The 23,575-nt window shown below is 72.5% G+C and carries 23 protein-coding genes; 10 read left to right on the plus strand and 13 right to left on the minus strand.

The annotated features are described in order from the left end of the window. The first annotated feature begins 190 nt into the window (after positions 1 to 190). The 3 genes from AB0K00_RS53375 (at position 191) to AB0K00_RS53385 (ending at position 4,009) form a co-directional block, all read left to right on the plus strand. Entirely contained in the window at positions 191 to 1,780 is a 1,590-nt protein-coding gene (locus AB0K00_RS53375; protein WP_363538590.1) for a DUF4139 domain-containing protein, read from the plus strand. A 61-nt stretch (positions 1,781 to 1,841) separates the two neighbouring features. Further along, positions 1,842 to 2,942 carry a hypothetical protein gene (locus AB0K00_RS53380; RefSeq protein WP_363538592.1) on the plus strand — a complete coding sequence of 367 codons (1,101 nt, stop codon included), beginning with the start codon at positions 1,842 to 1,844 and terminating at the stop codon, positions 2,940 to 2,942. 26 nt (positions 2,943 to 2,968) lie between these two features. Continuing rightward, entirely contained in the window at positions 2,969 to 4,009 is a 1,041-nt protein-coding gene (locus AB0K00_RS53385; RefSeq protein WP_363538594.1) for a glycosyltransferase family 2 protein, read from the plus strand. Here the strand turns inward: AB0K00_RS53385 and AB0K00_RS53390 are convergent. Further along, complete coding sequence (locus AB0K00_RS53390; RefSeq protein ID WP_363538596.1) at positions 3,966 to 5,231, minus strand: MFS transporter; 1,266 nt, start codon at positions 5,229 to 5,231, stop codon at positions 3,966 to 3,968. The genes AB0K00_RS53385 and AB0K00_RS53390 overlap by 44 nt on opposite strands. Before the next feature lie 46 nt (positions 5,232 to 5,277). On the opposite strand from AB0K00_RS53390, the gene AB0K00_RS53395 reads away from it, so the two are divergent. Further along, the gene (locus AB0K00_RS53395) at positions 5,278 to 6,150 is read left to right on the plus strand and encodes a glycosyltransferase family 2 protein (protein ID WP_363538598.1); all 873 of its coding nucleotides are present in this window, start codon (positions 5,278 to 5,280) and stop codon (positions 6,148 to 6,150) included. A gap of 11 nt (positions 6,151 to 6,161) precedes the next feature. Here AB0K00_RS53395 and AB0K00_RS53400 read toward each other — a convergent pair whose 3' ends face one another. Beyond that, positions 6,162 to 7,016, minus strand: coding sequence for a hypothetical protein (locus tag AB0K00_RS53400; RefSeq protein ID WP_363538600.1), 855 nt, complete (start codon positions 7,014 to 7,016; stop codon positions 6,162 to 6,164). Beyond that, a complete protein-coding gene (locus AB0K00_RS53405; protein ID WP_363538602.1) occupies positions 7,013 to 7,327 on the minus strand; it encodes a PadR family transcriptional regulator in 315 nt (104 codons plus the stop codon). Before AB0K00_RS53405 ends, AB0K00_RS53400 begins: the two co-directional genes overlap by 4 nt. Before the next feature lie 85 nt (positions 7,328 to 7,412). On the opposite strand from AB0K00_RS53405, the gene AB0K00_RS53410 reads away from it, so the two are divergent. Both AB0K00_RS53410 and AB0K00_RS53415 read left to right on the plus strand, forming a co-directional pair. After that, positions 7,413 to 8,207: a sterol desaturase family protein gene (locus AB0K00_RS53410; RefSeq protein ID WP_363538604.1), complete on the plus strand. Its 795-nt coding sequence runs from the start codon at positions 7,413 to 7,415 to the stop codon at positions 8,205 to 8,207. Positions 8,208 to 8,256: 49 nt separating this feature from the next. After that, entirely contained in the window at positions 8,257 to 8,616 is a 360-nt protein-coding gene (locus tag AB0K00_RS53415; protein ID WP_363538606.1) for a hypothetical protein, read from the plus strand. Here AB0K00_RS53415 and AB0K00_RS53420 read toward each other — a convergent pair. From AB0K00_RS53420 to yidD, 3 genes are all read right to left on the minus strand, one after another. Beyond that, entirely contained in the window at positions 8,606 to 9,760 is a 1,155-nt protein-coding gene (locus AB0K00_RS53420; RefSeq protein ID WP_363538608.1) for an RNA ligase RtcB family protein, read from the minus strand. The genes AB0K00_RS53415 and AB0K00_RS53420 overlap by 11 nt on opposite strands. 110 nt (positions 9,761 to 9,870) lie before the next feature. Beyond that, positions 9,871 to 10,263 carry a potassium channel family protein gene (locus AB0K00_RS53425; protein ID WP_363538610.1) on the minus strand — a complete coding sequence of 131 codons (393 nt, stop codon included), beginning with the start codon at positions 10,261 to 10,263 and terminating at the stop codon, positions 9,871 to 9,873. Positions 10,264 to 10,404: 141 nt separating this feature from the next. After that, positions 10,405 to 10,803: a membrane protein insertion efficiency factor YidD gene (gene yidD / locus AB0K00_RS53430; RefSeq protein ID WP_363538612.1), complete on the minus strand. Its 399-nt coding sequence runs from the start codon at positions 10,801 to 10,803 to the stop codon at positions 10,405 to 10,407. A 222-nt stretch (positions 10,804 to 11,025) separates the two neighbouring features. On the opposite strand from yidD, the gene AB0K00_RS53435 reads away from it, so the two are divergent. Continuing rightward, complete coding sequence (locus AB0K00_RS53435; RefSeq protein ID WP_363538634.1) at positions 11,026 to 11,541, plus strand: phosphotransferase; 516 nt, start codon at positions 11,026 to 11,028, stop codon at positions 11,539 to 11,541. Between the two features lie 166 nt (positions 11,542 to 11,707). On the opposite strand, the gene AB0K00_RS53440 is transcribed toward AB0K00_RS53435, so the two are convergent. Next, complete coding sequence (locus AB0K00_RS53440) at positions 11,708 to 13,249, minus strand: MFS transporter (RefSeq protein ID WP_363538614.1); 1,542 nt, start codon at positions 13,247 to 13,249, stop codon at positions 11,708 to 11,710. A gap of 124 nt (positions 13,250 to 13,373) precedes the next feature. Here AB0K00_RS53440 and AB0K00_RS53445 point away from each other — a divergent pair, with 124 nt between their 5' ends. Next, positions 13,374 to 13,982 (plus strand): TetR family transcriptional regulator, encoded by a 609-nt coding sequence (locus AB0K00_RS53445; protein ID WP_363538616.1) that lies wholly within the window; start codon positions 13,374 to 13,376, stop codon positions 13,980 to 13,982. A gap of 13 nt (positions 13,983 to 13,995) precedes the next feature. Here AB0K00_RS53445 and AB0K00_RS53450 read toward each other — a convergent pair whose 3' ends face one another. Further along, entirely contained in the window at positions 13,996 to 14,901 is a 906-nt protein-coding gene (locus AB0K00_RS53450) for an alpha/beta fold hydrolase (protein ID WP_363538618.1), read from the minus strand. After that, complete coding sequence (locus AB0K00_RS53455; RefSeq protein WP_363538620.1) at positions 14,898 to 16,388, minus strand: NAD(P)/FAD-dependent oxidoreductase; 1,491 nt, start codon at positions 16,386 to 16,388, stop codon at positions 14,898 to 14,900. The genes AB0K00_RS53450 and AB0K00_RS53455 overlap by 4 nt, the downstream gene beginning before the upstream one ends. Positions 16,389 to 16,453: 65 nt before the next feature. On the opposite strand from AB0K00_RS53455, the gene AB0K00_RS53460 reads away from it, so the two are divergent. Next, on the plus strand, positions 16,454 to 17,677 hold the full coding sequence (locus AB0K00_RS53460; protein ID WP_363538622.1) for a helix-turn-helix domain-containing protein: 1,224 nt from the start codon (positions 16,454 to 16,456) through the stop codon (positions 17,675 to 17,677). A 21-nt stretch (positions 17,678 to 17,698) separates the two neighbouring features. Here AB0K00_RS53460 and AB0K00_RS53465 read toward each other — a convergent pair whose 3' ends face one another. The 4 genes from AB0K00_RS53465 to AB0K00_RS53480 form a co-directional block, all read right to left on the minus strand. Beyond that, entirely contained in the window at positions 17,699 to 18,955 is a 1,257-nt protein-coding gene (locus AB0K00_RS53465) for a family 16 glycosylhydrolase (protein ID WP_363538624.1), read from the minus strand. Between the two features lie 113 nt (positions 18,956 to 19,068). Beyond that, positions 19,069 to 19,986 carry a hypothetical protein gene (locus AB0K00_RS53470; protein ID WP_363538626.1) on the minus strand — a complete coding sequence of 306 codons (918 nt, stop codon included), beginning with the start codon at positions 19,984 to 19,986 and terminating at the stop codon, positions 19,069 to 19,071. Continuing rightward, positions 19,983 to 20,321, minus strand: coding sequence for a PadR family transcriptional regulator (locus tag AB0K00_RS53475; protein WP_363538628.1), 339 nt, complete (start codon positions 20,319 to 20,321; stop codon positions 19,983 to 19,985). Before AB0K00_RS53475 ends, AB0K00_RS53470 begins: the two co-directional genes overlap by 4 nt. Positions 20,322 to 20,456: 135 nt before the next feature. Then, positions 20,457 to 22,109, minus strand: a complete 1,653-nt coding sequence (locus tag AB0K00_RS53480; protein WP_363538630.1) for a methyl-accepting chemotaxis protein — start codon at positions 22,107 to 22,109, stop codon at positions 20,457 to 20,459. A gap of 105 nt (positions 22,110 to 22,214) precedes the next feature. Here AB0K00_RS53480 and AB0K00_RS53485 point away from each other — a divergent pair. Further along, positions 22,215 to 23,575 (plus strand): hypothetical protein (locus tag AB0K00_RS53485; RefSeq protein WP_363538632.1); only part of this gene is annotated, 1,361 nt, incomplete at its 3' end.

Here is a 23,575-nt window from a genome sequence, read left to right on the forward strand (position 1 = left end):
GTGCCGGGGGGTGTGCGGGGCGATCGTGCGATTCTCGTGCGCCGCGCCACCGGATCCGGCGCGCGAAACGCCGTGTCTCGTCCGCCGGCGCCGACAACGCGCCAATCGGCAGGGGCCGCGGGCGGAACGGACACGCGGCACGCCCCGAACGGCCGTGGCGGGGGTGACGGCATGCGTTACGGTGCGGATCGTGGACAACTCGATCGTCGCCGTCACCGTCTATCCGAAGCAGGCGCGGGTCACCCGCCGCGGCCGGACCACGCTCGACGCCGGCGACCAGGTCGTCGAGGTCGGGCCGTTGCCGCTGGGCATGGACACCGACTCGATCCGGGTCAGCGGCCGCGGCGCGGCCACCGTCCTCGGCGTCGACGTGGTCCTGCGGCGCCGCGCCGCGCCGTCCGACGACACCGTGACGGCGGTCCAGGAGGAGCGGCGCGTCCGCACCGACGAGCTGGCGGAGATCGGCGACACGGAGACCGTGCTGCGGCAGCGGCAGGCGTTCCTGACCACCCTCGGCGAGCGGGCCAGCGGCGCGTACGCGCGGGCCCTCGCCAGCGGCGACGCGGCGCCGGAGACGGTCGCCGCGTTCAGCACCACGATGGGCGGCGAGCTGACCTCGGTCCTGGCCGGCATCCGGGACCTGCAGCACCGCCGCACCCAGGTCACGGACCGGATCGCGGCGCTGGACCGGCAGCTGCTCGACCTGTCCGGCAAGCAGGAGCCCGACGCGCGGTATGCCGTCGTCGCGCTCGCCGTAGCGACGGCGGGCCCGGTCGAGCTGGACGTGTCGTACCAGGTGCCGGACGCCGGTTGGCGCTCCACCTACGACGTGCGGCTCACCGGCGAGACGCTGCGCCTCACCTGGTTCGGCCTGGTCGAGCAGCGCACCGGCGAGGACTGGCCGGAGTGTGAGCTGGCGCTGTCCACGGCCCGCCCGTCCGGTGTCGTGGCGATCCCGGAGCTGAAGCCCTGGTACCTGGACCCGCTGCTGCCGTCGCCGCCCCCGCCGCCGCCGCAGTCCTTCGCGTACGGCGGCGCGCCCGGCGCCCCGATGCCCCCGGCCGCCGCGATGTCGGCCCCGGCGCCGCGCCGGATGGCGAAGGAGGACGGGTTCGCCGGGTCCGCACCCGTCGAGCTGGCACAGGCCAAGGTCGAGGAGGGCGCGGTCGCCGCGACGTACCGGCCGGCACGCGCGGTCGCGGTGCCCGCCGACGGCACCACGTCCCGGGCCACGGTGCTGGTGCTGGACCTGGCCACCCAACTGGACCACGTCGCCGCGCCGAACCGCTCGACGGACGTACACCTGCGGGCCGTGGTGACGAACACGTCGCAGCACACGCTGCCGCCCGGGTCGGCGGCCGTGTTCCACGAGGCCGACTTCGTCAGCAAGACCACCCTGTCGACGTGGGCGCCCGGCGAGGAGCTGGAGCTGGCGCTCGGCCTGGACGACCGGGTCCGCGTGGAGCGGGAGCTGACCCGCCGCACCGCGACCCGCGCGACGCTGGGATCCGCCCGCCGCCGCGAGGTCGAGTACCGCACCACGATCGGCAACTACACCGGCCGGCCGGTGCGGATCACCGTGCTGGACCAGCTGCCGGTCAGCCGCCACGACCAGATCTCAGTCAAGGAGACGGTCGTGGACCCGCAGCCGGCCGAACGCACCGACCTCGGCGTCCTCACCTGGCGCCTTGTCCTCCCGGAGGGTCAGACGCAGACGGTGCGGCTCGGCTACCGCGTCGAAACGGGCAAGGGGATCGAGCTGTCCGGCTGGCGGGAATAGCGCACCGGCTGGACAGCTGGTTGAGGTGCGTCGATGTACAGTTCCCGGGGTGGTCACTTCGATGACTTCCACGGGGAACCTGCAGGCCAACGATTACCGGTATAAGCGCGACATCTCTGAACTGCGCTACTTCTATGTCGTCAATCCGGTGTCCCCGCACGGCGGGTGGGCACTGAGCGAGATCATCCAGCCGGCGTTCCGGGCCCTGCACGCCGAATACGGTGTGACGCTCGAGCCGCTCGCCTACGGCGCCGTGCCCGAGCACCGGCCCGGTTGCGTCACGTATGTCATCTACGGGCCGACGAACCCCCTGACGATGCCGGTCGAGGAGCAGGGCTATCTGGCCGCCCTCGCCGCGACCGGCGCCAGGACGAACATCATCTCGGCGTATCCGCTGACCGAGGCGAACGAGGACCGGCCCGACTACACCAGGGCCGGCACCTGGGTGCCGCAGCTGTGCGACCTGCTCGACATCAACGCCATCTTCCCGGACGAGGTCGACCTGACCCGGGGCATCCGCACCAACACGTGGCAGGACGTCTACGTCAACGCGATCGGCGAGACGATCCGGGTCAAGTACCAGCCGACCGAGAGCGTCGACGCCGGCGACCAGGACGTGCTGGAGCGGCTGCGCGACGAGCACGCCGGGGAGATCGCCGAGCTGGCCCGCGTGCACCGCGAGCACCACCTGTGGCAGCGCAAGCCGTACACCGACGGCTCCATCATGTTCACCCACGACGGGCACTGGTTCGCCTCGCAGACCGTCACCGACAAGTCGCGGATGACCGCCGGCGACTTCGACCTGATCACCTCGTTCGACGAGGGGACCGCCAGCCTCACCTACACGGGGCCGCGGCTGCCGAGCTCCGACGCGCCGGAGTTCCTGATGCTCAGCAGCCTGCTGAGCATGCACGGGCGCAGGCCGCGGCTCATCGTGCACTTCCATCACCGGGAGCTGACCCGGGGCCCGCGGTTCCGGGACCTCGTCACCGACGCGAGGATCGAGGGGGGGCGCTTCGCCGCCGGGCGGCTCTTCCTGCGGGAGCTGCGCCAGAAACAGACGGACTGGTTCATCATCCGGGAGCACGGCATGGTGTGGACGGGCGATTCGGTCGCCGAGTTCGAGGACTACGTCCACCGCGTCGTGGCACCCGGCGCCTGACGGGGCCAGGGGATGTGGGGCCAGGGATGTTGAGCATCGGGGTCGCCGCCCGCAACGAGGAGGCGACGATCGCGCAGACCCTGCGCTCGGTCGAGGTCGCCCTCGATGCGCTGCCCGAGCCGGTCCCGGCGGAGGTGATCGTCGCCGTCAACGGGTGCACCGACCGGACCCGTGAGGTCGTCGACGAGTACGTCGAGGAGTACACGGCCGGGAACGGCGACGGGGTCACGTTCCACGTGATCGAGTCCGCGCCGGGGCTGATCGAGGCGCAGCGGGCGATCGCCCGGCTGGCCCGCTCCGAGGAGCACCTGATCCTCGTGGACGCCGACTGCGTCCTCGACCCGGGATGCCTGCGGGAGCTGGTCCGCGTGATGGCCGAGCACCCCGACGCGGAGGCGGCCTGGGCGAGCATGGTCCCCGCCGATCACGACGGGCGGCCCGGGTTTCTGCGCGTGGTGTACAACTTCGCCGACTACCACCCCGACGTCATCCACCGCGGCCGGCACCTGTGCGGCCGGGCCTTCGCCATCCGGCGTTACGACGTCGCGTGGCGCTCACCGCACCGGCTGGCGGACGTCGACCCGCGCACCGCCGCGTATCTGAGCCTCGAGCGGGGGCCGATCAGCGACGACTCGTACCTGTCGCGGGCCATCATCGACCGGCACGGGCCGGCCGCCATCCGCCACGCGGTCGCGGCCCGCATCTACTTCCAGCCGATCCCGCGGCTGCGGGACTTCTCCTACGCGCAGCGCCGCAAGACGTACGAGGCGCACCGGCTGAACCTGCTGTTCCCCGAGTACCGCGGCGTGCGGGGACGCCACTTCCGCCGCCGGGTCGACCCGGCCGGCTACGCCCGACTGCGGCCGGCACAGCGCCTGCAGTGCCGGCTCTACCTGTGGCTCTACGCCCTGTTCGGGCGGCTCGCCGCGGTGCGCCTGGCGGGTGGCCTCGCGCTGCTGCGCCTCGGGGTGCCGCTGCGCCCCTGCGAGGTGTGGCCGGTCGTCGAGGGCACCAAGCGGCCCTTCACGACCGTTGCGGCACCGCGACGACCGGCTCCTCCGGCGTAGCCGCGGCGACCTCGTGACGGCGGGCCAGGAACAGCACCGGCAACGCGACGGCCTGCAGCGCGCCGCCCAGGACGAAGGAGGACGGATAGCCCCACAGGTCGGCGACCCGGCCCAGGCCGGGCTGCGTCACCACGCCACCACTGGACGCCACGAGCGAGTCGAAGGACAGCACCGTCGCCCGCTGCCCGGACGGCAGCAGGCCATTGAGGTAGGCCTGCCGCGACGGCAGGATCGCGGCGTTCACCATGCTGTAGCAGCCGAGCAGCGCCATCGCGAACGGCACCGTCCCGGCCAGCCCGAACCCGACCAGCAGCGCGCCGTTGAGCAGCACCCCGGCGATGACCACCGACATACGCCAGCGGAACAGCCGCTGGAACGCCATCGCCAGCAGCCCGCCGATCATCTGCGCCACCGCGTTGACCGCGGCCGCGATCCCGAGCAGCCCGTAGGCGTGCCGGTCGCCGGCCAGCTGCAGCAGGTAGGGCTTCATGGTGAACGCGACGTAGTAGCTGACCCCGGCGGCGAACACCGCGCCGAGCATCACCCAGCGCACCGCGGGCCGCCCCCAGCCGTGCCGCACCGACTCGGTGAGGACCCGCCGGACCTCCCGCATCGGGCCTTCCGCCCGCCGGGGTGTGAACCCCACGTCGTGCATCACCCGCCAGGCGACGACGGTGAGCGCCAGCAGCAGCCCGGCCCGGATGAGGAACGGCACGCCGACGTCGGTCACCTGCGCCACGTAGGCACCGCCGAGCGACCCGGCGAGGGTGCCGATCCCGGTCATGACCTGGCCCCGGGCGAACACCCGCTCCAGCCGGCCTTCGTACTGCAGGAAGTGCAGCGCGTCGACCAGCCATGCCTCCGTGGCGCCGGAGAAGAACGTGAAGCCGATGGCCAGGACGACCGACACCGCCGCCCACGCCCACACGTCCGCGTGCAGGCGCCAGGCCAGCCAGTACAGCAGGGTCGTGACCGTCAGCGTGCAGCCGCCGAGCAGGTAGGACGCGCGGCGCCCCCACGTGTCGGCGATGGACCCCGTCGGGATCTCGAACACCGCATACCCGAGCGTGAAGCAGGCGTTGGCCGCCAGCGCCTCGGTGTTGCTCAGCCCGGCCTCGAACAGCAGCAGCGAGTTGATGCCCCAGATGAACGTGACGGCCAGCGTGTTCAACAGCACGAGGCTGAGATAGATGCGTCGCACGCGGCGGCTTGTCACAGCCATGGCGCCAGCTTAGGGCCTAGGCACCCATCTATTTGGAGGAATGTCGATGAAGGTGAGCGTGATTCTGCCGTGCTACAATGCCGGCCCGGCGCTCGGGCGGTGCCTGGCCGCGCTGCGCCGCCAGGAGCTCGGCGGCGGCCACGCGCTCGAGGTGATCGTCGTCGACGACGGCTCGACCGACGGCACCGCGGCCCTGGTCGATGGCCTCGAACCGGGCCTGGACCTGCGGTACGTGCACCAGCCGCGGACCGCCGCCTCGGGGCGGTCGGCGGCCCGCAACATCGGCATCGGTCACGCCACCGGCGACCTCGTCGTCATGCTCGACCCCGACCACGTGTTCCCGCCGGACTTCGTCGCCCGCCACGCCGGCCACCACGAGCGGCGGCCCGACCTCGTCGTCCTCGGCCCGCGGCACCGCCTGGGCGACGCGGACACCGGCCCGGAGGCGTTCCTGCGGGACTGGTCGTTCGCTTCGCTGCCGCCGCCGCGCGACGTGCGGCTGATGGTCCTCGCCCGGCTCGGCGCGGACCTCGACGACCTCGCGACCTGCTGGCACTACGCGTTCAGCTGCAACCTGTCGGTGCGCCGGGAGCACCTGCTGGCCGTCGGCGGGTTCGACGTGGGATTCGCCGGCTGGGGTCTGGAGGACTCCGAGCTGGGGTACCGGCTGCGCCGCCACGGGCTCGCGTTCGTCTTCGAGCCGCAGGCGGTGCTGTACACCTGGGAACGCGGCGGCATGACGGCCCGGCGCTACGCCGACTGGCGGCGCAACCTCGTCCATTTCACCGCCACGCATCCCGGTGCGGACGTCGCCCAGCTGTGGCTGCTGGACGACACGTTCAACCCGGACGTCACCGTCGAGGACGGGATCGGCCGCTACGTCGCGTTCGAGCACGCCGTCCGCGCACTGCGTGGGTAGATCGCCCACGGTCAACCTGCGTTTGGGCGTGGGAGGGCCACGCCGGCGCGGGTCGTCAGGGCGGCGGCGTAGGCGGTGCAGACGGTGAGCACGGCGGGCAGGATCTGCACCGACTCGCCCACCTGGTCAGTCCGGTCGCCGATCAGGCCGGGGTCGAGGCCGAGGACGGTGACCGGGTAGGTCGCGAACGCCCAGGACGCCGGGCCGAGGACCAGCAGCCCGTACACGGTGAAGGCGAGCTCGCACGCCAGCATCCCGCCGACCGCGGTGGTGAGCACCGCGCGGACGCGGTGTCCCCGGCGCAGCGCCGCGGCACCGGCCGTGGACACCGCCGAGGTCGCCACGCACCAGCACCCGAGGGCGGCGACCGCCGGCCATGCCGTGCCGGGCCGGGTGAACAGCAGCGCCAGTGGCAGCAGCCCGGCGGTGAGGGCCACCGGCGCGAGCGCGGCGACGGCCGGCGGCCGGGCGTGCCCCGCCAGCCAGACCGCACCGGCGGCGACCGGCACGACCGCCGCCGCCAGCACGATCCCTACGGCGGTGGCGGCGTCCGGCGACGGGCTGCCGCCGACCACTACGGCGAGGATCAGCGAGAAGAACGCGATGGCGGCGAGGAACGCGCCGGCGAAGGCCACGGGCGCGACGACCAGGCCGGCGGTCGCGTGCAGGTGCGGGCGCAGCCGCGCGGCGGTGAGCGTCCTTGCCCGTTCGGCGAGCGCGCACCGGGCGACGTCGGCGAGGTCGCGCACCGGGTGCCGGGAGTTCGCGAGCAGGTCGGCGATCTCCGGGCCGTACCGGTCGCGCAGCGGTCGCGGGTACAGGACGAGCACCAGCCCCGCCAGGCGGCTGCCGGCCGGGCCGCTCACGGCAGCGCCAGCCGGCGCAGGCCGGTGGTGGCGACGGCCCGCATACGCGCCAGCTCCACCCGCAGCGCGTCCCGGCCGCTGTCGGTGACCTCGTAGGGCTTGCGGCGTTCCCGCTCCGGCAGCGCCCGGATGAAGCCCTGTTCCTCGAGGCGGCGGACCGCCCCGTACAGCGTGCCGGGGCCGGGGCGCTCGCCGGTGAGTGCCTCGATGTCGTCCTGCATCGCGTAGCCGTGCTTAGGGCCGTCGGCGAGGCTGACGAGGATGAGCAGCGCCGGCTCCGAGAATCGGCCGAACGCGGTGAGTCCGGACATGCCACCTCCACTACTACGTACGGCGTAGCATCGCAGAACGTAGCAGTGACGGCAAGCCGTTGCGCGTGGGTGAGACAGTACGGGCGTGCACGAGTTCGTCACCTGGCTGCGGGAGCTGCCCGCCGGCTGGTTCGCGGTGCTCGCCCTGGCCGAGAACGCCGCGCTGGTCGGGGTCACCGCGCTGCTCGGGCACTGGGCGCTGCGGCTGCCCGGCGCGCACCGGGTCACCGCGCCGCCGGGCCCGGTCAGCCGCCTGGAACTGGGCCTGGTCGCCGCCGCCACGGTCCTCAACGCGGGCGTCACCGTCGCCGGCTGGTGGCTGTGGCGCGTGGGGGTCATCACCCTGACGCTGCCGCTCGGCTGGCGGGCGCTGCTCGACTTCGCCGTGCTCATCGTGGTCATGGACGTGCTGCTGTACGCCGGGCACGCGACGGCGCACGTGCGGTGGCTGTTCCCGCTCGCGCACCGGCTGCACCACGTCTTCGCCGACGCCCGGCCGATCACGCTGTTCGCGCTGCACCCGGTCGAGGTGCTCGGCTTCGGCGGGGCATGGCTGGTCGTCCTGGCGGTGCACCCGTTCTCGGCGTGGGCATTGGGCGCGTACACCGTGGTGAACCTGCTCTTCGGGATCCTCGGCCACCTGGGCGTGGAGCCGCTGCCACAGCGGGTGCGCGCCGCCGCGGTCTTCCGCTGGGTCGCCACGCCGGCGATGCACGCAGGGCACCACGCGGCACCCCGGTACAACCTCGGTTTCTACACGACCGTGTGGGACCGGCTCTTCGGCACGCTCGATCCCGACTACGACGCACGCCGCACCGGCACCATGCCTTTTGCCGACACAACGGTCATCGGCATCCCGACAGCGTCACCGGCTGGATGATCCAGAATAGTGACTCCCACCCCCTGAGACGGAAGAAGCGCGAATCGCCATGCGAGCCACCCGAACCATCATTGCCGCCACGACCATGCTGCTGCTCGGCGCTGGGCTCGCCGGTTGTTCCTCGCAGGCGGACGACCTGGAGAAGCAGCTGACCAAGGCGGGCTACACCAACGTGTCCGCCGAGGCCGACTACGACCAGGTCTACAACAAGAAAAAGAAGAAGAACGAGAAGAAGCTCGACGACTACGAGGCCGACGCGAAGGCCGGCAACTGCACCGTGGAGATCGAGCAGGACTCCGGCGACGACGACTACGTCATCGAGACCGCCAACGGCAAGGACGTGAACTTCACCAACCTCACCGCGTCCGCCCTGATCGCCGAGCTCGCCAAGCAGGGCGTCACCTGCTGAACCCGCGCCGGCGGTGGTCCTTCTGCTGCGCCGGCCCGGCCTCCGGGGTCTTGTACGTGACCAGCGGGACCGTGGTCGCCACCGGCGTGGCCAGGCCGTGCTCGACGAGGTCGCCGATCACCTGCTCGATGCGCTTGTACGCGGTCGGCGCCTCCTCGAACAGCAGCTGCCGGTCGCCGCACACGACCAGCGACCCGACCGGCGTGCGGCGCAGCTCCTCCACGGTGTGCTTGGCCTTGCCACGGCGCAGCGCGTCGGCGCGGGACATCTTGCGGCCCGCGCCGTGCGCCACCGAGTGGTTGGCGTCCGCACCGGCATGCGCGGCGACGAGATACGACGGCGTGCCGCGGGTGCCGGCGACGAGCACGTCCCGGCCGTCACCGGGCGCCGCGCCCTTGCGGTGCAGGTAGACCCCGTCACGCACCTCGACGAGGTTGTGGCACTGGTCGACGACCGGCTCGGTGGGCTGCGCTCCGAGGGCGTGCGCGACCCGGGCCGCGAGGAGCCGCCGGTTGAGCGAGCCCCAGCGCACCGCGTCGTCGTGCGCGGCCAGGTACGCGGCGGGATCGGCGGCCGGGCCCGCGCCGTGGACCTCGGTGTGCGCCCGCAGGATCCGCTCGCCGAAGCCGCGGGAGCCGCTGTGCACGACGAGCACCAGGTCGCCGGCGGCGAGCCCGAGACGGCCCGCGTGGGCGTCGTCGAACACGGTGCCGACCTTGGCGAGCTCGACGAAATGGTTGCCCCGCCCCACGGTGCCGAGGCCCTCGGTGTGCCCGCCCGGGATGTCGCCGTGCAGGACCGCCCACGCGGGGTCGTCGGCGTCGCGGTCCGGGTCGAGCGGCGTGTCGAGGTCGGGGAACCGGGCGGCGAGCTTCTCCGGAACGGCACGCTTGAGGCTGATCGGGAACACCGCGATGCCACAGCCGATGTCGGAGCCGACAAGGAAGGGGTACAGCACGGTCGAGGCCATCGCGGCGCCGATCGGCGCACCCTTGCCGGGGTGCAGGTCCGGCATGCCGGCGACGTGGAGCATGCCGTCGAGCGCGGCGACCTGATGGCACTGCGCGACGGCGTCGGACTCGATCCAGCTGGTGGGGCCGGCGAACACGGTGACGGTGGCCGGGACGGCCTGACGGTGGGGCACGGACGCTCGCTTCACTTCGAAGAAACAGGGCGCTGGGTGTCGTCCGTCAGAGCGTCATGCGGTCCACGATCGCGGATGCGGCCGCGCGCCGCAAAGGGTTTTCCCGGTTTTCAGGGTGCTTGCCGCTCCTGCTCCATGCGCTCCAGGGTGGCCCGGATCGCCCGCAGGTGCTGCTTGATCTCTTCTTGTTCTTCATGCCGGAACGCGTCGTTGTCGACGATGAGCTTGCTCGCGAAGTGGGCGGTGATGAGCGGGATCACCACCAGCACCATGATGGAGATCAGGAAACCGGCGACGATCCGGCCGGGTGTCGTGGTCGGGTACGTGTCGCCGTAGCCGACGGTCGACGCGGTGACGACCGCCCACCAGAACGAGTCGCCGAAGCTCTTGTCCTCGAACAGGCTGTACAGCGTGCCGCCGATGAGCATGAGCACGAGGTAGGTCGCCACGGTCGCCTTCACCGAGTTGGCGATCCAGATGAATCCGCTGATGAGGGCCTTCATCGCAGGGGCTCCCGTCCGCCGTCGGTGCTGGTAGCGGGAGAGTAAGCCATCCTGGTGGCTTGCGGCGAGGAACCGGACTGTCGCCTAGGGGACCGGGTTTGTGGGCCGGCCTTCTTGGGGCCGGCTACTTCCTGGGGCCGCCTACGGGACCAGGTCGTGGGTGCCGTGCGGGGTTGACGGGTTGCACCGGCGGATCCGGGCGGCGGTCAGCCGGGAGCCGACGACGAGGCCGTAGCGGCGCACCGCCTCCATGCCGTAGTTGCTGCACGTCGGGATCTGCCGGCACCGGGTCGGCAGGTGCGGCGACAGCCACCGCTGATACCCGCGGATCGCCGCCATCCCGGCGCGCCCTGGCCCGCTGGCGGTCGCCCGCGGCTTCCTCGTCGGCGCACTGATCGCCATCGCGCCGAGCAACGACATCCCCAGCATGAAGTTGCAGTCACAGCCGGGGATGTCACAACCATCGCACCCCGGGATGTCACAGTCCGGCATCCAGTCACATCCACTGGAACGCCGCCGCCGCTCGTCCTCTGTCTCCACGAGCGGCATTGTCGCGGCCCGCCGCAAACGTGATCAAGAGTGCTGTCGATTGTCCGTCGCTCCGGCCCGGTAAAGTACGGAACGTAGCCGCGCCACAACGGCTTCGGAGATCAATTAGGTGGGCTGAGGTACGGTGCTTGTACAGCGGCCGGCAGCCGACGCCGGGGGTGCGCCGACCCCGCCGACGGGACGCCATTTCAACTGTGGTCGCCCATCTTGAACTTGCGGTCGCTCAGCGGAGAGCCCTGTCAGCCGCGGGCGCTGCGGAACGGCTGCGATCGTTCAACCGCGATGCAGCGGCGGTGCGCAACGTCCAGCGCGCCCGGCTCGGTGTGCAAGGCCGGCCATGCGGCCCGGTCCTTCTTGGCCAGGCTGCGCCTCGGCCCCGCCAGCAACACCGTGCTCGGCCACACCGACCCGAACCTCGCCAACTACCTGTGGCTCGCCAACTACCTGTGGGATGGGCAGCGGATCCGGATCGTCGACTTCGAAGACGCCGGCCAGTCCGACCGCGAGTTCGAACTGGCCGACCTGCTCGAACACCTCTCAGCCCGACGCGCTGACTGGACCGGGTTCCTCACGCTGTTCGACCTCGACGGCGACCGGCTGCTCGACGCACGTCGGCTCTACGCCATCTTCTGGCTGCACCAGCTCCGCCCCGGCAGCCCCACCGAACGCCGTAACCCGCCTGGCACCCTCGGCCAGCAGGCCGAGCGGCTCCTCGACCTGCTCAACTGATCAGCTTTGAATCACGGCCGCTGAGGTACGGCGCTTGTCCAGCGGCCGGCAGCCGAGGCCGGGGGTGCGCCGATCCCCCGGCCGACGAGACGCCATTTCAGCTGTGGTCGCTCATCTTCGACTCGTGCTCGCTCAGCGGCGAAGTTCTGTCAGCCGCTGCCACAGTTCAGCCGCGGGTGCTGTGGCTGTGCGGTGCGTCCAGCTCGGCCGGCTGGGTGTCGTGGTGGTGCGGCAGGTGCGGCAGGTGCAGTTCGGCGGGCTCCGGCGGCAGGTCCTCGACCCCGACCGCAACGGCCTGCTCGTGGCGGCGGTGCGCCGACGGCAGGGCGAGCGAGGCGAGGACCGCGAGGACCGCGACCCCGGCGCAGGCCCAGAAGCCGGCGGTGAACGCGGCGTCGGTCGGCAGCCCCTGCGGCGTGCTCTTGGACGTGATCACGGCCGCGACGACGGCGGTGCCGACGCTGCTGCCGATGGTCCGGGCGATGGTGTTGACGCTGCTGGCCTCGCCGGTCTGTTCGGCCGGGACGCTTTCGATGATGGCGTTGGACATGGCGGCGAAGGACAGGCCGATGCCGGCGCCGGTGAGCAGGCCGGACGCGAGGACCTGCCAGACGGCGCCGTGGGCGACGGCGGGCAGCGTGAACGCGGCGACGACCGCGACGGCGCCGAGGAACAGTGGCACCTTGGGGCCGAAGCGGCGGTTCAGCAGGCCGGCGATGGGGCCGAACACGACCATCATCAGCACGGTCGGCAGCAGGAACAGGCCGGACTCCGACACCGACTTGCCGAAGCCGTAGCCGGTCGCGGCGGGCAGCTGCAGCAGCGTCGGGACGAGCAGGAACGTGCCGAACATGGCGAAGCCGAGGATCAGGGCGACGAGGTCGGTGGCCCAGACGCCGCGGATCGACATCAGGCGCATGTCGACGAGCGGCTCCTTGACCCGCCGCTCGACCAGCACGAACACGACCAGCGCGACGACGCCGAGCGCGAGCAGGCCGACGGTCTTCGGGTCGCTCCAGCCCCACGCCTGGCCCTTGCTGATCGCCAGCAGCAGCGACACCAGCGACACGGACAGGATCGAGGCGCCGAGCATGTCAAGGCGGCCCGGGGTGCGCACCGGCGACTCCTGCATGCCGAACACGGCGCCGAGCAGGGCGACGATGACGAGGACCAGCGGCAGCCAGAACAGCCAGTGCCACGACAGGTGCTCCACGATCGGGCCGGCGCCGACGATGCCGACGCCCGCGCCGACGCCGAAGATCGCCGAGAGCAGGCCGACGGTGACGGCGACCTTCTCGCGGGGCAGTTCGTCGCGCACGATGCCGATGGACAGCGGCAGGATCGCGCCGGCCGCGCCCTGCAGCGCGCGGGCGACGATGAGCACCGCCAGGTTGGGGGCGAGGGCGGCGAGGAGCGTGCCGGCGGCGAGGACGGCCAGGACGGCGATGAGGACGCGGCGCTTGCCGACCATGTCACCGAGGCGGCCGAGGATCGGCGTCAGGACCGACGCCGACAGCAGGTACGCGGTGAGGATCCAGCTGATGTCCGCGGTGGAGGCGTTCAGGTCCCGCGCGATCGTCGACATCGCCGGTGCGACCAGCGACTGCAGCACGGCGAAGGCCAGGCCGCCGAGCGACAGGTACACCACCAGCAGGGTGCTGTTGACGTGCCGGCCCGTGGCGACCGGCGGTTCGATGGTTCGCGTCATGAGATCCCCGCAGCTATGTAAACGATTGCTGACTTAGCTAGTATCGGCCGCTCCGACGATAAGTCAACAATCGTTTACGTCACACCGGCGCCCGCTACCCTGATGGCGGGACGAGGGGGATGCCATGACCACCAACACCGCCGAAGCCGGCGCCGGGCCGCGGCGCCGGGACGCGGCCGGGACGCGGCGGCTGCTGCTCGACGCGGCCCGGCGCCGGTTCGCCGCGGCCGGGTACACGGCCACGACCGTGCGGGACATCGCCACCGACGCCGGGGTCAACGTCGCCCTCATCAACCGTTACTTCACGTCGAAGGAGGGCCTGTTCGAGGCGTGCCTGGCGGGCGTCGGCGACGAGCTCGGCCGCGAGGCGCGCGAGGACGTGACCCTGGAGCGGATCCCGCACGACATCGCGGCCCGGCTGGCCGGCCCGGACGCCGCGCAGTACCGCAACCAGCTGCTGCTGCTGTTGCGCTCCTCCGGCGACGAGCGGGCCGAACGGATCCGGGCCGACATCCTGCACACCTTCGCCGACCGGCTGGCCACCGCCGCCGGCTGGCGGCCCGGCGACACGGATGCCGAAGGGCGCATGCTGCGGGCCCAGATCACCCTGGCGTCCGCGATCGGGATCGCGCTGCTGCGCTCCTCGACCGCGCTGGAGCCCTTGTCCTCCGCCAGTCAGGAGGAGCTGGCCGGGCCGCTGCGCGACATGTTCACCGCACTGCTGCGGCCCTGACCCCGGGCATCGCTCACTCCGGCACTCCCGAGCCGGCCACGATGTGCTCGGCGGTGAGCGTGACGATGCGGTCCTGGACGCCGGGTGCGAGGTGGTGGCGCATGCCGGTGATCTCGACGTGCCGGGCGCCGGGGATCGCGGCGGCGGTGGCCCGCCCGCCGCTGGGGTGGACCATGCGGTCGACGTCGCCGTGGATGACGAGCGTCGGCGCAGTGATCGTCCGCAGCTGCGCGGTGCGGTCCCCCGACGCCTGGATGGCCCCGATCTGCCGGGCGACGCCGGCGCCGGCGCGGGCGCCGACCCCGCGGTCCCACAGCTGCGCGGCCCACTCGCGTTCGAACGCCTCGTCCGGCGGGAAGTCGGTGGAGCCGATGTGCCGCAGCAGCGCCAGGTGCCGGGCCACGGACTCCTCCGCGGTGCGCGACGGCGGCTTCGCCATGCGCAGCATCGTGGAGCGGGCCGGCTGCCCGACCCGCCGGTCGCCGGTGGTGGAGAAGATCGACGTGAGCGTGGCGACCCGGTCGGGGTGGCGGGCGGCGAGGGTCTGGGCGATCATCCCGCCCATCGACATGCCGACCAGGTGGGCGCGGCCGACGCCGAGGTGCTCGAGGAGCCCGTGCGCGTCGTCGGCCATGTCGGCGAGGTCGTACGCGCCGGGCACCGGCCTTGCGAACAGCTGCCGCAGCATGCTGGGCGGTTTGGCCTCGACCCGGGTGGAGCGGCCGGCGTCGCGGTTGTCCAGGCGGATGACCCGCAGGCCGTGGCCGGTGAACCCGTCCAGCATCCGCTGCGGCCACGAGATCAGGTCCAGGCCGAGGCCGGCAACGAGCAGCAGCGGGGCGCCGTCCGGCGGGCCGTCGACGCGGTAGCAGATCCGCGGCCGGCCGTCCGGCAGCTGCACGAACTGGTCGTCGGTCATGCCGTCACTCCCGCCGGGGCCCGTTCGAAGCGCAGTTCGGGGTCGGCGACGCGGCCGGCGCGCAGCAGCTTGACGTCGGAGTGGTAGTCCATCGAGGTGAGCCAGGGCATCCGGTCTCCTTGCCGGGGCAGCTGGTCGACGACGCGCTGGATGTAGCCGGCGGCGAAGTCCAGGAACGGGCGGGTCGGCATCGCGGGGTCGCTGACCTCGGGCCGGCAGATGGCGGTGCCGGTGGCGTCCATGTGCGCCAGGAGCCGGCAGAAGTGTTCGCAGAGCAGTCCGATCTTGAGCGTCCACGACGAGTTGGTGTAGCCGATCGCGAAGGCGAAGTTCGGTACGCCCGACAACATCATGCCTTTGTACGCGACGGTGTCGGGCAGGCGCACCGCGCGGCCGTCGACGGTCAGGGTCAGCCCGGCGAGGGCCTGGACGTTGAGCCCGGTGGCGGTGACGATGACGTCGGCCTCCAGTTCCCGCCCGGACGCCAGCAGCACGCCCCGCTCGGTGAAGGTCGTGATCCGGTCGGTGACGACCGAGGCGGTGCCCTTGCGGATGGCGCGGAACAGGTCACCGTCCGGCACCGCGCACAGCCGCTGGTCCCACGGCCCGTAGGGCGGGTTGAAGTGCTCGTCGACGGGATACCCGGCCGGCAGCTGTTTCGTGTTGACCCAGCGGATGAGCCGGCGGGCCAGTTTCGGGAACCGCTGGCAGAACCGCCAGACGGCGCGCTGCTGGGCGATGTTCTTGCGCCGGGTCGCCCGGTAGCCGCGCTCGTCGCCGAGCCACCGGCGCAGCGCGTTGGCGACCGGGTCCTTCTTCGTCACCGGCATCACGTAGGACGGGGTGCGCTGCAGCATCGTCACGTGCGCGGCGGCACGGGCCAGGGCCGGCACCAGGGTGACCGCGGTGGCGCCGCTGCCGATGATGAGCACCCGCCGGCCGGTGTACTCGAGGTCCTCGGGCCACTGCTGCGGGTGCACGACCGGGCCGGTGAAGCGTTCCCGGCCCTCGAACCGCGGGGTGAAGCCCTCGTCGTAGCGGTAGTAGCCGCCGGCGCAGAAGAGCCAGCCGGCGCTCAGCCGCACCCGCTCGCCGGTGTCGGCGCGGTCGACCTCGACGCTCCAGCGGGCCTCGTCGCTCGACCACGATGCGGACACCACCCGGTGGTGGTAGCGGATGTGGTCGTCGAGGCCGTTCTCGGTGGCCGTTTCCCGCAGGTACGCCAGGATCCTGGGCGCGTCGGCGATGGACTCCTCGTCCCGCCACGGTTTGAACTCGTAGCCGAACGTGTGCAGGTCCGAGTCCGACCGGATGCCGGGGTAGCGGAACAGGTCCCAGGTGCCGCCGGACGCGGCGCGGGCCTCGAGGATCGCGAAGGTCTTGCCCGGCAGCTCCGTGCGCAGGTACCGGCCGGCCCCAATGCCGGAGATGCCGGCACCGACGATCAGGACGTCGAGGTGCTCGACCGGGGCTCGCGCGGTGGTCATGAGCACGACGATGCGCCTCCAGACCCGCCTTGCGCTAGCGCAACCTGCACCGAAATACTCCCCGCATGGTGCACAGTGCTGCGCAGTCGCGGTGGCCGCGGGTGTCGCCCCAGGTCGCCGAGCTGTTCCGGCGCGGCGCCGAGATCGCCCTGGACCCGCGCGCGGAGTGGATCGAGGAGCTGCACGCGGCGGCCCTCGGCGGGGACCGGATGCGGCCGGTCGCCGCGGACCCGGTCCTCGCGGAGGCGACGAAGCGGGCCAACCTCGCCAACCTGCTGCACTGGGCGGCGCAGAACGTCCGGTACCCGGGCCGCCGCGTCCCGGCCAACACCGGCGCGGAGGCCCTGGACGCGGCCCGCGACATGGTGCGCCGCGGCCTGGACGAGCGCGGCCTGGACGCCTACCGCACGGCGCAGAGCGTCGCGTGGCGCCGCTGGATGGAGATCTGCTTCGACCTGACCTCGGATCCGGTCCTGCTGCGTGAGCTGCTGGACGCCTCCGCGCTGTCGATCGCCACGTTCATCGACGACACCGTCGCGGCGGTGTCGCAGCGGATGGAGGCGGAGCGCGCCGAGCTGACCCGGGGCGCGTCGGCGGAGCGCCGGGCCGCGGTCACGCTCCTGCTGGAGGGCGCGCCGATCGGCCGGGCCCGGGCCGAGGCGCAGCTCGGCTACGGCCTCGCCGGGCCGCACACGGCGGCGATCGTGTGGAGCGTGGCGGCCGCGACCGGGGACCTGGAGGGCGCCGCGGAGACGGTCATGCGCGCCGCCGGCGCCACACACCGCCTGACGGTCGTCGCCGGTGCCGCCGCGCTGTGGGTGTGGTTCCCCGCAGACGCCGCGCCCGTGCTCAAGGATCTCGGCGGCCATCCTGAGGTCAGGGTCGCCATCGGGCGTCCCGGCGCCGATGTGGCCGGTTTCCGCCGCAGTCATCTCGACGCGGCGGAGGCGCAGCGGATGCTGACCCGGCTCACGTCACCGCAGCAGGTCGCCCGCTACGAGGACGTGCAGCTCGTCGCGCTGCTCACCGCGGAGCCGACCCAGGCCGAGGAGTTCCTCACCGACACGCTCGGCGACCTGCTGCACGCCGACGCGGCCACCCAGCTCACCGTGCTGACCTACGTGCGGGAGCAGTGCAGTACCACCCGGACCGCGGAACGGCTCTACACCCATCGCAACACGGTCCTGCGCCGCCTGGCCCGCGCCGACGAACTGCTCCCCCGTCCCCTGGCGGAGAACGTGGTCGCCATCGGCGCGGCCCTGGAAGTGCTGCGGTGGCGCCGGGCCTGACGCCACCGCAGCAGTTTCACCTCAGCGGTGCCACTTCTGGTTGCTGGCGCCGTTGCACGTCCAGATGTGCAGCTTCGAGCCGTTGGCGGTGGCCACGTTCTGCACGTCGACGCACTTGTTCGCCTGGATGTTCACCAGGTCGCCCGCCGCGCTGAGGGTGAACTTCTGCGCGCCGGAGCCGTTGCAGGTCCACAGTTGCACGACCGCGCCGTCGGCGGTGGAGCCGGCGGACACGTCCATGCACTTGCCGAGCGCCCGCACCGAGCCGTCCGAGTTGAACGTCCACTGCTGCGCCCCGGTGCCGTTGCAGTCCCAGATCTGCAGCCGGTTGCCGTCGGCCGCGTTGGAGCTGGGCACGTCGATGCACCGGTTGCTGCCGTTGCCAATGATCGGTCCGGCCGTCCCGCCGCCACCGCCACCACCGCTGGTGTACGCGTACACCCGCACGTAGTCGACCGTGAGCGTCTGCGGGAACTGGGTGCTGCCGTCGGGGTAGCCGGGCCAGTAGCCGCCGACCGCGAGGTTCAGCAGCATGAAGAACGGGTGGTCGAACACCCACCGGTCGCCGCCCAGGTCGGCGGGCGTCCGGGTCTGGTACAGGTTGCCGTCGACGTACCAGCGCAGGACGCTGGGCTCCCACTCGACCGCGAACGTGTGGAACGCGTCGGCGAACGGCGCGCCGATGGTGTAGCCCGCGCCGATCCCCTCGGCGCCGGAGTAGCCCGGGCCGTGGATGGTGCCGTGGACCTGGTTGGGTTCGCGGCCGATGTTCTCCATGATGTCGATCTCGCCGCTGTTGGGCCACGGGTTGGTGCCGATGTCGGCGCCCAGCATCCAGAACGCCGGCCAGATGCCCTGCCCCCGCGGGATCTTCATGCGGGACTCGAAGCGCCCGTACGCCTGGGTGAACCGGTCCGCGGTGAGCAGCCGGGCCGAGGTGTACTGGCACGTGCCGTAGTGACACTGGTAGTTCGCCGGGTTCTCCCGGCGGGCGGTGATCACGAGCTGACCGGCGCCGTTGAGCGACGCGTTGCTCGTGCTGTTGGTGTAGTACTGCTGCTCGTTGTTGCCCCAGCCACCCCCGCCGATGTCGCGCTTCCACTTGCTGGCGTTGGGCGCACTGCCGGCGGCGCCGTCGAACTCGTCGGACCAGGTCAGTCCTCCGATGGCGGCCTGGGCCGCGGTGGTGCTGGCGTCCCGCACCGCGACGGCGGTGAGGAACGTGATCACAGTCGCACCCAGCATGAGCAGGGTGCGAGCCTTGACATGGAGTTGCATTGGGCGACCTCCCGAGGACATGGCGGCGTCCGTCCGGTTACCGTAAGCAATCTTCACAGATTGACTTCGGTCGAACGTACAAAGCCGCTGACCACCCCGTCAAGAGAGCGCTCTCAGTGGTCGACTGCTCGCCGGACGTGGTGGCGGCGGGCCCGGACGGCGAGGTCGACGAGGGAGCCGAGCACGATCAGGGCGACGATCCCCTTGGCCGTCTGGTCGGTCTGGGTCGCGGTGAAGACGGGGCCGGCGCCGAGCACCCAGGTGAGCGCCGCGCAGGTGACCAGGCCGTGCACCGTGTCGGTGTGGTGGATCAGCGGCAGCCACCGGCCCCGCCACACCAGCGCCGCCTGGACGACCAGCCCGCTGAGCATCAGCGCGAGCAGGACCGGGCCGCGCACCCGCAGGAAGTCCTCGTCGTAGGCGAACGCCTCGCGCAGCGCGGGTGCGGCCCGCGACCCGGCGAACGCGCTGATCACCCTCGCGGGGTCGAGCAGCACGAGCGTGCCGAGGACGAAGAAGGCGAGTCCGGCCGCCCGGCCCGGCCGGCTGATCCGGTCGGTGGGCACCGGCCGCGGCCGCCAGCCGGCGTCCGGCTTGCGACGGCGGGACCACGCGGCGACGGCGAAGCCCGCCAGGAGCAGGCCGAGCCACGCGAAGACGACCGGCAGTGCCTGCTGCCCGGCCCGCTCCAGGTCGCGCTGCGGCGCGGCCTGCTCGATGAGCTCCTGCAGCACGGCGGCGAACAGGATCAGCCCGGCGCCGCCCGCGGCGAGGGTGAGGAACCGGCGGGTGTCGGCCGGGTCGATGAGGGTGACCGGCGAGCCGTAGCGCGCGGCCACCTCCGCCGGGCGGCCGAAGCCGGCCAGGAGCTCGCGGGCCACGGTCGCGCGGTCCTGGCCGCCGGCGGCCGCGGCGGCGACCTCCTCGCTCAGCAGCATCCGCAGCTCCAGGGCCACGTCGCGGCGCTGCGCGCGCGGCAGGAGTCCGACCACGTCGGCCACGTAACTGTCGATCAGCTCGTCGGCGGTCATCGCACTTCACCTTCCAGGAGGAGGTCCATCGCCGTGTTGAGGCCCCGCCAGGTGGCAGTCAGGTCCTCGAAGAGCTTCGCACCGGCGGCACTGAGCTCGTAATAGCGCCGGGGCGGGCCGTCCGCCGCGCGCCACTCGCTGCGCAACACGCCCTGCGCCTCCAGCCGGCGCAGCAGCGGATAGAGCGTGCCCTCTTCGATCGGCAGCCCCCGGTCCACCAGGGACTGTCGCAGCTCGTAGCCGTAGCGCAGCGTCCGCAGCTGCGACAGCACCGCGAGGACGAGGACCCCACGGCGCAGCTCCTGCTCGAGCTTGTCGGCGGCACCGCTTACCATGCGGCACACAGTACCATGTGCCGCACAGCTTCACGGAGCCCGACCTCGCGCAGCGGAAGGACGGCGGCCCGGTGGCGACCGGGCCGCCGCGCGTTCGGGCAGGTCCCACGCGGTCAGTGCGAACCGCGTAAACCCCTAGATGCGGAACCGTCCGACGGCCAGCTGCAGGTCAGCGGCGAGGCCGTTGAGCTCGGCGACCGTCGCGTCGACCTCGCTGAGCGTGGCCGTCGTGGTGTCCGCGGCGTCGGCGACCCCGGCGATGTTGCCGGCGATGTTCGCCGCGCCGTGGGCGGCGTCGCCGACGCTGCGGCTCATCTCGCTCGTCGTCGCGGTCTGCTCCTCGACCGCCGAGGCGATCGTCAGCTGGTAGTCGTTGATCCGGGCGATGATCCGGCTGATCTCGCCGATCGCGCCGACCGCGTTGGCGGTGTCGGACTGGATCGCCTCGACCCGGCGGGAGATGTCCTCGGTCGCCCGCGCGGTCTCCTGCGCGAGGTCCTTCACCTCGCTGGCGACGACCGCGAAGCCCTTGCCCGCCGCGCCGGCCCGGGCCGCCTCGATCGTGGCGTTGAGCGCCAGCAGGTTGGTCTGCTCGGCGATCGAGGTGATCACCTTGACCACGTTGCCGATCTCCGCCGAGGAGTCGCCGAGCTTCGACACCGTGCGGTTCGTCGACTCGGCCACGCCGACGGCCTCGGAGGCCACCCGCGCGGCGTCGTTGGCGTTCTGCGCGATCTCCCGGATGGACGCGCCCATCTCCTCGGAGCCGGCGGCGACCGTCTGGACGTTGTGCGACACGGTACCGGCGTCGCCCGCCACCACGTTCGCCCGTGACGCCGCTGCCTTGGCGCTGTCCGCGATGCGGGTCGTGACGCTGGTCAGCCTGCCGGTGCTCGCGCCGAGGGTGCCCGCCGCGGCGGCCAGGGTCTGCACGGTGCGCCCGACGCTCTCGTTGGCGCGGTTCATCGCGGCCGCCATCGAGCCGAGCTCGTCACGGGCGTACACGTCGGCGCGCAGGGTCAGGTCGCCGTCGGCGACGCCGCGCAGCGTGTCGGAGACCGACCGCAGCTGCAGGTTCATCCGCCGGGCGATCGCGAGGGCCAGCAGCAGCGCCAGGCCCAGCCCGGCCACGAGCGACCCGATCGTCCAGTTCCGCGCCGTCGCGTAGTCGTCGGCGGCCGACTGCGCCATCGCCGCGGACTCCACGATTTCCTGCTGCTGCAGCTTCGCCAGGGCCGCGTTCATCTGCGCCTCGAGACCCTGCCACAGCGTGTTCTGCTCGGCCGCGCCTGTCGGCACCGTCATCCCGGCCGGGGCCGGTTTCTGGAAGACCACCACGTCGCGCAGGTTGCTGTAGTCCGTCCACGCCTTCGCGAAGTCGTTCAGCGCGGCCTCGCGGGTGACGGAGCCGGCCAGCCTGGTCCGGTACTTCGCCAGCGCGTCGTCGATCATCGCGTCGCCGCTGTCGACCGCCTGCACGGCCCGCGGGGCGAGCGTCGGGTCGTAGCTCGACCACGCGGACAGCGACTGCCCCCGGTAGTTCTCGCTGACGCCCTGCCGGATCACCACGAGCTGCTCGACGCTCTCCAGGTGCCGGGACTTGAGCTGCCCGAGCCGGTCGTTGAGCTGCGACATGTTCGTGATCGACATGATGCCGACGCCGATCGCGACCAGCGCCACGAGTGCGATGCCGATGAGGTTCTTCGTCCCGACGGACCTGTCGGCGACCCAGCCGACGACGGCGCCACGACGGACCGTCACCTGGATGGGGGCAGTGCTTGCGCTCATGTGCCGTCCTTGCCGCGCGAACCGGAAAACGGGGCCGATCGGAGCATCGACCCGGCCGGCGCGACGTTGAGGATTTCCGCCCGGTCACCTGGGTACAGCGTGCCGGTGTCCGACGACCTGCGGCTCCTCATCCGCTACGAGCCCGTGATCCGGTACACGGCGGGTGAGCTGTTCCTGCCGACGTCGGTGGACGGGTTCCTGCGCGCCACCTCGCTGTGGCGCGGCGGGGAGAGCGGGGGTGCCGCCGGGTGTCTCGTGCCGGCCGGCGAGTTGGACCCCGACCGGCTCGCCGAGCACGGGCGGCGGCTGCGGGGTAAGCCGCTGCACCTACGGTTCGTGGACCGGCCGCTGGACGGGCCGGCGTACCGGCGCTGGCGTCACGACGTGAGCCCTGGCACGTTCCGGCCCGGTGACCGTCTCGCCGCGGTCGGCCTGGTGTCCCGGCTCGTCGACGCGGCGCTGCGGATGTCGCTGCTGCTGCGGGGGACGGTGCCGGGCGGGACGCGGGCCGCGGCGCAGGTGCGCTACGCCGGGCGGCCGTCGCCCGAGGTCCGCCCCTACTACGGCCGGGTCTCCCGCGACGGCGGCTACCTGGTCATGCAGTACTGGTTCTTCTACGCCATGAACGACTGGCGCTCCACCTTCGGCGGCGTCAACGACCATGAGGCGGACTGGGAGCAGGTGACGGTCTTCGTCGCGGAGCCCGGCGGACCCCCCGCGTGGGTGGTCTTCTCCTCGCACGACAAGCTGGGTCCGGAGCTGCGCCGCCGCTGGGACGACCCGGAGCTGGAGCGCATCGGCGAGCATCCCGTCGTCTACGCCGGCGGTGGCTCGCACGCGGGCGCGTACCGGCCCGGGGACTACGTCACCACCGTCAGCTGGCCGTGGCTGGAGACCGCCGGCGCCTGGTGGCACGCGGCGCGGCGGCTGGTCGCCCCGCGCTCGGCGGCGCCGGCCGGGCCGGGCTTCGGCCTGCCGTTCCTGGACTACCACCGCGGTGACGGCCCGGCCATCGGCGCCGGTCAGCGGGACGCGTGGACGCCGGTCCTCATCGACGACGACACGCCCTGGGTCCGCGACTACCGGGGGCTGTGGGGGCTGGACACCGAGGACCGCTTCGGCGGCGAGCGGGCGCCGGCCGGCCCCCGCTACGAGCGGGACGGAACCGTGCGGGCCTCCTGGGGGTACCCGGTCACCTGGGCCGGCCTGGACGCCGAGGGACCGGACCCGGGCGGCGCCGCCGACGCCCGCCTGCGCGAGGTCACGACGCTCATCGCCCGGCACCGCGGGCTCGCCCGGCGGCGACGGGCCGCGGCCAGGGCCGCCGGGCGCCCGGCCGACCTGCGCCCCGATCCGGACCTCGAGCGGCTGCAGGCCGAGCGGGTGGCCCTGACCGACGGCGACCCGCCACCGCCGCCGGCGGCGCGGCCGCTGCACCGCCTGGCGGCACCGTGCGGCGGCGCCAG

This window comes from Dactylosporangium sp. NPDC049525 (assembly GCF_040676755.1).
Classification (GTDB): Bacteria; Actinomycetota; Actinomycetes; order Mycobacteriales; family Micromonosporaceae; genus Dactylosporangium.

Excerpts from the sequence above, each read along its gene's own strand:
- AB0K00_RS53415 (WP_363538606.1), top strand. The coding sequence starts at position 8,257 with ATGCGAGCCACCCGAACCATCATTGCCGCCACGACCATGCTGCTGCTC.
- AB0K00_RS53390 (WP_363538596.1), bottom strand. The coding sequence starts at position 5,231 with ATGGCTGTGACAAGCCGCCGCGTGCGACGCATCTATCTCAGCCTCGTG.
- AB0K00_RS53425 (WP_363538610.1), bottom strand. The coding sequence starts at position 10,263 with ATGAAGGCCCTCATCAGCGGATTCATCTGGATCGCCAACTCGGTGAAG.
- AB0K00_RS53465 (WP_363538624.1), bottom strand. The coding sequence starts at position 18,955 with ATGCAACTCCATGTCAAGGCTCGCACCCTGCTCATGCTGGGTGCGACT.
- AB0K00_RS53445 (WP_363538616.1), top strand. The coding sequence starts at position 13,374 with ATGACCACCAACACCGCCGAAGCCGGCGCCGGGCCGCGGCGCCGGGAC.
- AB0K00_RS53450 (WP_363538618.1), bottom strand. The coding sequence starts at position 14,901 with ATGACCGACGACCAGTTCGTGCAGCTGCCGGACGGCCGGCCGCGGATC.
- AB0K00_RS53440 (WP_363538614.1), bottom strand. The coding sequence starts at position 13,249 with ATGACGCGAACCATCGAACCGCCGGTCGCCACGGGCCGGCACGTCAAC.
- AB0K00_RS53480 (WP_363538630.1), bottom strand. The coding sequence starts at position 22,109 with ATGAGCGCAAGCACTGCCCCCATCCAGGTGACGGTCCGTCGTGGCGCC.
- AB0K00_RS53470 (WP_363538626.1), bottom strand. The coding sequence starts at position 19,986 with ATGACCGCCGACGAGCTGATCGACAGTTACGTGGCCGACGTGGTCGGA.
- AB0K00_RS53405 (WP_363538602.1), bottom strand. The coding sequence starts at position 7,327 with ATGTCCGGACTCACCGCGTTCGGCCGATTCTCGGAGCCGGCGCTGCTC.
- AB0K00_RS53380 (WP_363538592.1), top strand. The coding sequence starts at position 1,842 with ATGACTTCCACGGGGAACCTGCAGGCCAACGATTACCGGTATAAGCGC.
- AB0K00_RS53460 (WP_363538622.1), top strand. The coding sequence starts at position 16,454 with ATGGTGCACAGTGCTGCGCAGTCGCGGTGGCCGCGGGTGTCGCCCCAG.
- AB0K00_RS53475 (WP_363538628.1), bottom strand. The coding sequence starts at position 20,321 with ATGGTAAGCGGTGCCGCCGACAAGCTCGAGCAGGAGCTGCGCCGTGGG.
- AB0K00_RS53395 (WP_363538598.1), top strand. The coding sequence starts at position 5,278 with ATGAAGGTGAGCGTGATTCTGCCGTGCTACAATGCCGGCCCGGCGCTC.
- AB0K00_RS53385 (WP_363538594.1), top strand. The coding sequence starts at position 2,969 with ATGTTGAGCATCGGGGTCGCCGCCCGCAACGAGGAGGCGACGATCGCG.
- AB0K00_RS53455 (WP_363538620.1), bottom strand. The coding sequence starts at position 16,388 with ATGACCACCGCGCGAGCCCCGGTCGAGCACCTCGACGTCCTGATCGTC.